This is a genomic window from Thermomonas hydrothermalis, assembly GCF_900129205.1.
GTDB classification, from domain to species: domain Bacteria; phylum Pseudomonadota; class Gammaproteobacteria; order Xanthomonadales; family Xanthomonadaceae; genus Thermomonas; species Thermomonas hydrothermalis.
Genome location: NZ_FQUK01000001.1, coordinates 128,662 through 137,589, shown reverse-complemented (window position 1 = coordinate 137,589; position 8,928 = coordinate 128,662). Strand labels below are relative to the sequence as shown.

Annotated in this window: 9 protein-coding genes; 6 read left to right on the top strand and 3 right to left on the bottom strand. The window is 66.2% G+C overall.

Translation table 11 applies throughout. The features are described from left to right. A partial coding sequence (locus BUA29_RS00635) for a helix-turn-helix domain-containing protein (RefSeq protein ID WP_218587139.1) occupies positions 1–226 on the bottom strand: 226 nt, incomplete at its 3' end. Between the two features lie 144 nt (positions 227–370). After that, positions 371–2,317, bottom strand: coding sequence for an autotransporter domain-containing protein (locus tag BUA29_RS00630; RefSeq protein ID WP_072754695.1), 1,947 nt, complete (start codon positions 2,315–2,317; stop codon positions 371–373). A gap of 262 nt (positions 2,318–2,579) precedes the next feature. Between BUA29_RS00630 and trmB the strand changes: the two genes are divergently transcribed. Then, on the top strand, positions 2,580–3,320 hold the full coding sequence (gene trmB / locus BUA29_RS00625; protein WP_072754694.1) for a tRNA (guanosine(46)-N7)-methyltransferase TrmB: 741 nt from the start codon (positions 2,580–2,582) through the stop codon (positions 3,318–3,320). 130 nt (positions 3,321–3,450) lie between these two features. Then, positions 3,451–5,289, top strand: coding sequence for an SLC13 family permease (locus BUA29_RS00620; protein WP_072754693.1), 1,839 nt, complete (start codon positions 3,451–3,453; stop codon positions 5,287–5,289). 67 nt (positions 5,290–5,356) lie between these two features. Here the strand turns inward: BUA29_RS00620 and BUA29_RS00615 are convergent, their stop codons facing one another. Continuing rightward, positions 5,357–5,704, bottom strand: a complete 348-nt coding sequence (locus BUA29_RS00615) for a Rieske (2Fe-2S) protein (protein ID WP_143148751.1) — start codon at positions 5,702–5,704, stop codon at positions 5,357–5,359. Between the two features lie 109 nt (positions 5,705–5,813). Here BUA29_RS00615 and BUA29_RS00610 point away from each other — a divergent pair, with 109 nt between their 5' ends. The 4 genes from BUA29_RS00610 to BUA29_RS00595 all read left to right on the top strand — a co-directional run bounded on the left by BUA29_RS00610 (position 5,814) and on the right by BUA29_RS00595 (position 8,917). Continuing rightward, entirely contained in the window at positions 5,814–6,092 is a 279-nt protein-coding gene (locus BUA29_RS00610) for a hypothetical protein (protein ID WP_072754691.1), read from the top strand. Then, positions 6,092–6,817, top strand: coding sequence for a fumarylacetoacetate hydrolase family protein (locus tag BUA29_RS00605; protein WP_072754690.1), 726 nt, complete (start codon positions 6,092–6,094; stop codon positions 6,815–6,817). Before BUA29_RS00610 ends, BUA29_RS00605 begins: the two co-directional genes overlap by 1 nt. A gap of 35 nt (positions 6,818–6,852) precedes the next feature. Then, positions 6,853–7,272, top strand: coding sequence for a large-conductance mechanosensitive channel protein MscL (mscL, locus tag BUA29_RS00600; RefSeq protein WP_072754689.1), 420 nt, complete (start codon positions 6,853–6,855; stop codon positions 7,270–7,272). A gap of 226 nt (positions 7,273–7,498) precedes the next feature. Beyond that, positions 7,499–8,917, top strand: a complete 1,419-nt coding sequence (locus tag BUA29_RS00595; protein ID WP_072754688.1) for a M20/M25/M40 family metallo-hydrolase — start codon at positions 7,499–7,501, stop codon at positions 8,915–8,917. The last annotated feature ends 11 nt before the right edge of the window (positions 8,918–8,928 follow it).

The window sequence follows — 8,928 nt, the reverse complement described above, 5'->3', positions numbered from 1 at the left end:
GGATTTCCGCCACCAGCCGTGGGTCGGTCTTGGGCGTGCGCCGGCGTTTGGGCGCGCAGGATCGAGCGGCCAAGGCGGCGGGATTGCCGCCCTGTTCGCGAAGGGCCTGCTTCCACCGGTAGAGCGTGCGCCGGGACACGTCGAAGGCGTCTTGGGTGGCTTTGAGGCCGTGTGTGTCCCAGAAGCGCAGGATGTGCAGCCTTCGTTGAGCGTCTTTGGGGGTCATTGCCCAAAGATGACCCAAGGCGGCTATTCGATAGAACCCCCGGATTCGGTACCCGGCATGGTGCACTTGCATGGCGCTCCTCCTGCTTCGAAGGAGTGCCAAAGGTGTTTGAACTTATGCATGCACCCGGCCCGCCGCACCGACTCAGAACGAGCCACCCAGCATCAGGTAGAACGCCACGTTGCTGCCGCCACTCTGGCCTGCGGTGGCGGTAATGGTCGAGGTCAGATCCAACCCGCCCAGCACCTTGTTGCGCAGCCCCACCGCCAGGGTGCCGTAGGTACGGTCGAAGGCAAGCCCCGGCACCGCATACGGCAGCGTCGTCGTCATGGAGCGCGACTGCGCCCACACCTGCGCCGGCGGATCCTTGAACTCATGGTCGCCAGTCAACCGCACGAACGGCTGCACGTGGTCATTGATGGTGTAGCTGGCCTGCCAGCCGAGGCTGCCGAGCAGCGAATCGCCCTTCTGCTTGGCATAGCTCAGGGCACTGGACTCGGTGCTGTCCTCGTCATAGCCATCGACCCGGATGGTCTGCGACAGCAGGCTCAGCACCGGCCCGTGCTCCCACTTGCCATGCTTGAAGGTCCAGCCGGCGCTGGCCCCCACGCTCAGGTTGGTGCCGTCTGGCGAGCCGTGATGCACACGCACCGCCTGGCCGAGATTGACCTGACGATCAACCTTGTAGCTGAGCTTGGTCCAGCTGACCTGACCGTTGACCCACAGGCCATCGTTCGTCCAGCCGACGAAGCCACCGAGGCTGGTATCAGACTGACGGAAGCTGCCGCGATCAAAGCCGAAATCGATGTCCTGCCGGCCATACCCGGCAAAGGCACCGTACATCAGCCGGCCGCTGCGCCAGCCCACACCGAACGACCCGGTGCCCCCGGTGCCGTCGAACCCGAACGACTTGACGAAGCGCTGCTGGTCGGCGCGGATGTCCGCCCACCAGCGCATGCCATCGCCATCCTGACGCGCCAGACCGGCCACCGCGCTATCCACGCCGACCGCGCGGGCGCGACCGATGACCCCAGCCGAATGCGGCAGCACCGCGATCGAACGCGGCCCCTCGATCATCGCAATCGCCAGATCCCCGAGCGCCTTGTGCGCTGCCGAGGTGGGGTGCACGCCATCGGCGAACAGATAGGTATTGGCACCATTGGGCACCGTCGAGGCTGGGCTGCAGAACAGCGAGGAGTCCCCCGCCGGCGGCGGCTGGGTCAAGCAGGCCTTGCCGGTGACATTGGTCAGGCCATACGCATTGGGATTGGCCACCACTTCCCGCAAAAAGTGGAAGGTATCCACCGGGATCACGTGCAGGTTGGCCGTGGCCAGACCGCCATACAGACCGTTGTTGTAGGCGGTGGTCAGCGCCGTGCCGAGCGCGATGCCCTGCGCGCCACCGGCAGCAGCGGACGGGGTCAGGCCAATGTCGGGAATCGCCGGCACCAGGATGTAGCGGGCACCGGCGCTGGTCAGCGTACCGATCAGCCCCACCTGCGCGGTCACCGCCGGGGTGATGATGGCCTGCGCCGCGCTATTGCCGGCCGCCTCGGCCTGCGCCGTAGTTCCGCCGCCGAGCAGCGTGCCGACATAGGCGGTCTGATAGGCCTGGGTGGCGGCGAAAATGTCGTTCGCACCACCCAAGACCGTATACAGCGCGTTGGGATCGACCTTGTTGCCAGCCGCCAGATAGGCGTTGTACTGGCTTCTCAGCGAGGGGATATACCCCAGGCCGCCGCTGGTGTCGGTGGTGATGCGCGCCCCACCCACGGCCCAGTTGCTGCCGCTGGCCGGCGTCGGGGTGGTGGTGGTATTCCCGGTCCAGGCCGCATTGGCATTGCCACCGTAATAGCTGGCCAGGTAATGCGCCCAGACATAGCCGGGATTGGTGGTGAACTGACCGATGATGGCACCGTTCGGGCCAATCATGCTGATCAGCATCGGCCGAAAATAGCCGCCATCGGTCAGGCTGTCCCCAAAGAACACGGTCTGCGAGAACGGCGATTTCGGCGCGCTCTGGGCAAAGGCCGGGAGTGTGGCCAGGGCCAGGGCGGCAGTGAGCAGGGTCCGGCGGAATGTGCGTTTCATAGGCTTCCTCGACAGGTGAAGGAACAACAGCAGCAATCGCGCTCGCCAGTCCAGCCACGGCAATGCCAGCGGCCATACGATGGCGAATGTCTCATGTTTTCATGAAATCATAACGCTCTCACGCTGCAGCGCATCACAGTTTTAATGAGCGCATGGGCGATTGCCTGCCAGCGCCGGGCCCGAACAGGCTGGCGCCCCGACGTGGGCAGGCACATCCCAGACACGCGCAGTGAAGACGTGCTTAACCCAGAGGATTCCAGTTTTGACCAACATCCCTACCGACACCGACGCCCACGGCACCCCCAAGCCCTTCACGACCACCCCGGGCCAGCGCAAAGTGCGCAGCTTCGTGCTGCGTCAGGGCCGTTTCACACCGGCGCAGCAACGCGCACTGCAATCGTTGTGGCCACGCTATGGCCTGGACTACCAGGGCCAACCTCGCGATCTGGACACCGTGTTCGGCCGCCGCGCGCCGCGCATCCTCGAGATCGGTTTCGGCAATGGCGAGGCACTGCACCACTCCGCCCGACATGCCCCCGACTGCGATCATCTCGGCATCGAAGTGCACGCGCCCGGTGTTGGGCGGCTGCTCAATGCCCTGGCCGCTGATGACATTCACAACGTGCGTGTCTATCACCACGATGCCGTGGAAGTGCTGGAGCACGAGATCACCGACGGTGCGCTCGACGAGATCCGCATCTATTTCCCGGACCCCTGGCATAAGAAACGCCATCACAAACGCCGGCTGGTGAACCCGGCCTTCGCCGCCCTGCTGGTGCGCAAGCTGGCCGTGGGCGGGCGCCTGCATCTGGCCACCGACTGGCAGGACTACGCCGAGCAGATGTGGGACGTGCTGGACGCCACCCCGGGGCTGGTCAACCGCGCCGGCCCGCGCGGCCATGTCCCGCGTCCACCCTGGCGGCCGCAGACCCACTTCGAGGCACGCGGCCTGCGCCTGGGCCATGGCGTGTGGGATCTGTTGTACGACAGGCAGGCAGACTGAACGGGGCTTGCGTCGGTCACATGACCGGCTGACACCTCCAACACTGGCGTTGTGCAAACCTGCCTGAGGCCGATCGTAAAACGCGCTACCCTCCCCCCATCATTCATCGCTTCTGCAGACCGCGCCCGGAATGGACACCAGCCTCGCCCTCACCAACGACATGCTCTGGGTGCTGGGGCTGGTGGCGTTCGCGATGGTGATGTTCCTGTTCGAGCGCATCCGCGCCGACGTGGTCTCGCTGGTGGTGCTGGTGGTGCTGGGGCTGACCGGGCTGGTGGCCCCGGAAGACCTGTTTGGCGGGTTTTCCTCGGACGCGGTGATGAACGTGATCGCCACCATGATCCTGGGGGCCGGGCTGGACCGCACCGGCGCCCTCAACCGGCTGGCCGGCTGGCTGCTGCGGCGCGCCCAGGGCATCGAAAAACGCCTGGTACTGCTGGCTTCGCTGACCGCCGGACTGACTTCGGCAATCGTCCCCAACACCTCCGCCACCGCGCTGTTTCTGCCGGTCGCCTCGCGCCTGACCGCGCGCACCGGCATCAGTCTGTCGCGCCTGCTGATTCCGATATCGGCTGCGATCATCATGGGCGGCAGCCTGACCATGGTCGGCAACTCGCCGCTGATCCTGCTCAACGACCTGTTGCTGTCGGCCAATGCCAGCCTGCCGTCCGGCGCTGCCTCACTGACCGCACTGAAAATCTTTGCGCCGCTTCCGATCGGCCTGGCCTTGCTGGCCGCCTCATTGGCTTATTTCTACCACTTCAGCGAACGCGTCCTGCGGGAAAGCGGCGACGAAGCGGTCACCCCGGCCCGCACCCAGAGCTACTTCGCCCGTGCCTACGGCATTGAGGGCGACCTGTTTGAGCTCACCGTGACCGCCGACAGCCCGCTGGTGGGAATGAGCGTGGGCGATGCCGAGGCGCTGGTGGACATGCCGCTCCTCCTGGCCCTGCGCACCGGTGAAGAATCGCGGCTGGCGCCGCCCGCCGACAGCCGGATTTGGGTTGGCAGCGTGCTGGGCGTCATGGGGCGACGCGAAGCGATCCTCGACTTTGCGCAGAAAAACTTCCTGCGCATGAGTGCGCGCCTGCGGGTGTTCGCCGATCTGTTCAACCCGGCGCGCGCCGGGATTTCCGAGGCGGTGATCCCGCCCACATCCAACTTCATCGGCAAAACCCAGGCGCAGTTGCGCCTGCGCAAGCAGTACGGCCTGAGTCTGCTGGCGATCAACCGCGATGGCCAGGTGCTGCGCGATGACATTCGCAACCTGCCGTTGCAGGCCGGCGACATGCTGGTGTTGCACAGCATCTGGACCGATCTGGCGGACGCCGCGCGCAGCCGCGACTTCGTGGTGGTGACCGATTACCCCAAGGACGAGCAGCGTCCGCACAAGTTCCGCCTGGCCATGGCGATCTTTGCGGTTGCGATGCTGCTGGCGCTGTCCTCGCGGCTACCGACCTCGATCGCACTGATGACCGGCGTGGCCGGCATGCTGGTGACCGGCGTACTCAAGGTCGATGAAGCCTACGCCGCAATCAGTTGGCGCACGGTGTTTCTGATCGCCTGCCTGATTCCACTCGGCTGGGCGATGGACTCCAGCGGCGCGGCTGCCTGGCTTGCTGGTCACACCATCGAGCGGTTGCCGCAGGGGCTGCCGCCGTGGCTGGTCGAAACCGCGCTGGCACTGCTGACGACCGCGTTTTCGATGGTGATCGGCCATGTCGGCGCCACCATCGTGCTGGTGCCGATCGCGATCAATCTGGCGCTGGCGATGAACGGTAACCCGACCGCATTCGCCCTGATCGTAGCGCTGTCGGCATCCAACAATTTCGTCACCGCCGCCAACCCGTCGATTTCGATGATCGCAGGCCCAGCCGGCTACACCGTGCGCGACATGTGGCGTTCGGGCGGGCCGCTGAGCGCCATCTACGTCGTCATCATCGTTGCGATGGTCAACCTGCTTTACTGATCAAGCCCCCACATCCGGGGCCTACCGCTGCCCAGGCGCGTGGTTTGCGCCGCATCGACAAGGGTTTTCACGCCTCATCCGTGCCTTGGAGGGCATCCGGGCGCTCCAGCACCACCTGCCCATCACGGCAACGTACCGCCACCGCCTGCAGCGCCTGCCCGCGACAGGGGCCGGCCACGCACTCGCCACGCTCCAACTCGAAGGCGGCACCATGCACCGCACACACCAGCAGCCCCGTCTTGCTGCGCAAGAACTTGCCCGGCGCATAGTCCAGCCGGCGCCCGGCATGTGGACAGACATTGCGCCATGCGCGCACCTCGTCATGGCCGGCGCGATAGAGAATCAGCGACTCGGGCTCGCCGCCCAGCACGACTTCGCATTCACGCAACTCATCCACCGGCACTGCCTCGAGCATGGCCAGTACACCGTGTGTGTTTAACGAACTGCTCACACCTGCCCCGTCGCTTCTGTCGATACTGGGCATAGTGTGTCATGCCTCTGTCATGTTCAGGATCTCACGCTCCATGTCACTGTTTCGACATCCCATCTTCCTCCGTCTGCGCACCCTGCTGCCTGGCGCGCCGCGCCGCCCGCGCAATCCCGTGCTGCGCAGCCTGCTGGGTGTCCTGGGCGTCACCCTGTTGATCGGGCTGGTGGCAGTGGGTCTGGTGGTTGGACTCGCCATGCTGCTGGGTGGCCTGGTGCTGCGCTTGCTGATGCGCCGTGATCGCAACGTGCGCGTGCGTCGGCAGCCGCTGGAAGGCAGCTACCGGGTGGTCGGCAAGCCGCAGCTTGCACGCTGATGGATCTGATTCCCGCCGCGGCACCGCCGCGCATCCCGGTATGTCACCGCGATGGCCGCCCACTGGGCGAGTTCCCGGTGCGGCGCATCTACTGCGTGGGCCGCAACTTCGCCGACCATGCGCGCGAAATGGGCGCCACTGCGCCGGCCTCGAAGGCCGAGCGCGGTGATCCTGTGTTCTTCATGAAGCCCGCTGACGCCATCGTCACCGATGGCGTGGTGCCCTACCCGCCCGGCACGCAGGACCTGCACCACGAAGTGGAACTGGTGGTGGCACTGGGCCAGGATGCCCCTGCCGGCGTGCTGCCGGTCGAGGCGGCCAGCGCCCTGGTCTTTGGCTACGGCGTCGGGCTGGACCTGACCCGCCGCGACCTGCAGGCCGCTGCCAAGGCCAAGGGCCTGCCGTGGGACACCGGCAAGGGCTTCGACCACTCCGCGCCGGTCTCGGCGCTGCTGCCGGCGACGGACATCGGCGCACTGGCGGCGCTACCAATCACATTGGACGTCAACGGCCAGCGCCGTCAGGCTTCGACCTTGGATCAGCTGATCTGGGACGTGCCGGAGATTCTGCATGAGCTGTCGAAGCTCTATGCGCTGCGCGCGGGCGACCTGGTGTTCATGGGCACACCGGCCGGCGTGGCTGCACTGCTGCCCGGCGATACCTTCGACGCCCGGATCGGCGATGTCCTGCGCCTGCAAGGGCGGATCACCCCGCGCAACGGGTAAGCTTCCGACTTCACATCCACAGTGGAGGGCAGTCGATGGGCATGATGGGCGAGTTCAAGGAATTTGCGATGCGTGGCAACGTGATCGACCTCGCCGTGGGCGTGGTGATCGGCGGCGCGTTCGGCAAGATCGTATCGGCGCTGGTGGACAAGGTGATCATGCCGCCCATCGGCCTGCTGGTTGGTGGCGTGGATTTCTCCAAGCTGGCCATCACCCTCAAGGCCGCCAGCGTGGACGCGGCTGGCAAGGAAGTCCCGGCGGTAGTGCTGGCCTATGGCGAGTTCCTCAACGCGGTGGTCCAGTTCGTGATCGTGGCATTTGCCATCTTTCTGCTGGTCAAAGTCATCAACCGCATGCACCGCAAGCCGGAGCCCGCCCCGGCTGCGCCAGCGCCCACCCCGGAAGACATCCTGCTGCTGCGCGAAATCCGCGATGCGCTGAAAAAAAGCGCCTGACCACTCCAAGCGGCACCGACCACGGCTGACCAATCCGCCGAACAATCACTGATCGCGATTGATTTTGCGGACATGGCGTCCTGCCCTGCGCCGACCTCGACATGGACTGCCATGGCGAGGATCGACGCAGGTTGGTGTTCCCTGAAAGAAACAACTTTTGGCACGGGCCGAGCAGATGGTCCGCGTCTAGACTGCGGGAATCCGTTTGCTTCCCGGAGCGCTGACCATGCGTACCTCGCTGCTGACCGCCGCCCTGGTGCTGGCGTTCGCGTTGCCCGCACAGGCGGCCACGCCCGCCACCCGCATTCCCGACACTGCCCTGGCCCGCGCTGCGCGTCTGCAGGCCCAGGCGCTGCAGGATGACACCGGCTGGCGGGTGGTGCAGTCACTCACCACCGAGGTCGGCCCGCGGCTGGCCGGCAGCGAGGCCGATGCCCGCGCCGTGGCATGGGCCCAGGCTACGTTCAAGGCTCTGGGCTTCGACAAGATCTGGATCGAGCCGGTGACCTTCCCCAAGTGGGAGCGACGCAGCGAATCTGCCGAAGTGCTGGGTGCGCATGCACAGCCACTCCGCATCACCGCACTGGGCGGCAGCCCAGGCGGCACGGTCGAAGGCGAAGTGGTGCGTTTCGACTCGCTGGAAGCCTTGCAACAGGTGCCCCCCGGCGCGCTGGCGGGCAAGATCGCTTTCGTCGATGTGGCGATGCCACGCAGCCGCAATGGCGAAGGGTATGGCCGTGTCGGCGCCAAGGTACGCGGCGCCGGCCCGTCGGCTGCCGCACGGGCCGGAGCAATCGGCTACCTGATGCGTTCGGCCGGGACCGATTCGCACCGCAATCCGCATACCGGCATCAGCCGCTTCCAGCCGGGCCTGACCCCGATCCCGATGGCCGCCCTGGCGCTGCCAGATGCCGACCAGCTCGCCCGTCTGACCACACTCGGCCCGACCCGGGTGCGGCTGGCGCTGGACTGCGGCTGGAACGGCGAATACACCTCGTACAACGTGATCGGCGAAGTCACCGGGCGCAGCCGCCCGAACGACGTAGTGCTACTTGGCGCGCATCTGGATTCCTGGGATCTGGGCACTGGCGCCATCGACGACGGCGCTGGCGTGGCCATCACCATGGCCGCGGCCCATCTGATCGCACGCCTGCCCAAGGAACAGCGGCCGGCGCGTACGGTCCGGGTGGTGGCGTTTGCCAATGAAGAACAGGGCCTATGGGGCGGTCGTGCCTATGTCGAGGCCCACCGGGCCGAGCTCCCCCGGCACCAGATCGGCGCAGAAAGCGACCTGGGCGCCGACCGCATTTATGCCATCAGCGCCAATGTGCCGGCGTATGCCGAGGCGGCGATGACGCAGATCGCACAGGCGCTGGCACCGCTGGGCATCCGCCGCGAACCGCCCACGGAAGGGTGCGGGTCCGACCTGTCGCCGATCCACACCGCCGGGATGGCCTGTGCTGAGCTGGCCCAGGATGCCAGCCGCTACTTCGACTACCACCACACCCCGGACGACACGCTGGACAAGATCGATCCGCAGGCACTGGCACAAAACGTGGCGGCCTACGTCACCTTCACCTACCTGGCCGCCGATGCCGAAGGGGGGTTTGGCAGCACCATCGTCGCACCAGCAGCGGACAAGTGAGCCGACTGGCC

Bases quoted from the DNA above. Each gene is read 5' to 3' on its own strand.
- BUA29_RS00630 (WP_072754695.1), bottom strand. From the start codon at position 2,317: ATGAAACGCACATTCCGCCGGACCCTGCTCACTGCCGCCCTGGCCCTG.
- BUA29_RS00620 (WP_072754693.1), top strand. From the start codon at position 3,451: ATGGACACCAGCCTCGCCCTCACCAACGACATGCTCTGGGTGCTGGGG.
- BUA29_RS00615 (WP_143148751.1), bottom strand. From the start codon at position 5,704: ATGCTCGAGGCAGTGCCGGTGGATGAGTTGCGTGAATGCGAAGTCGTG.
- BUA29_RS00610 (WP_072754691.1), top strand. From the start codon at position 5,814: ATGTCACTGTTTCGACATCCCATCTTCCTCCGTCTGCGCACCCTGCTG.
- BUA29_RS00605 (WP_072754690.1), top strand. From the start codon at position 6,092: ATGGATCTGATTCCCGCCGCGGCACCGCCGCGCATCCCGGTATGTCAC.
- mscL (WP_072754689.1), top strand. From the start codon at position 6,853: ATGGGCATGATGGGCGAGTTCAAGGAATTTGCGATGCGTGGCAACGTG.
- BUA29_RS00595 (WP_072754688.1), top strand. From the start codon at position 7,499: ATGCGTACCTCGCTGCTGACCGCCGCCCTGGTGCTGGCGTTCGCGTTG.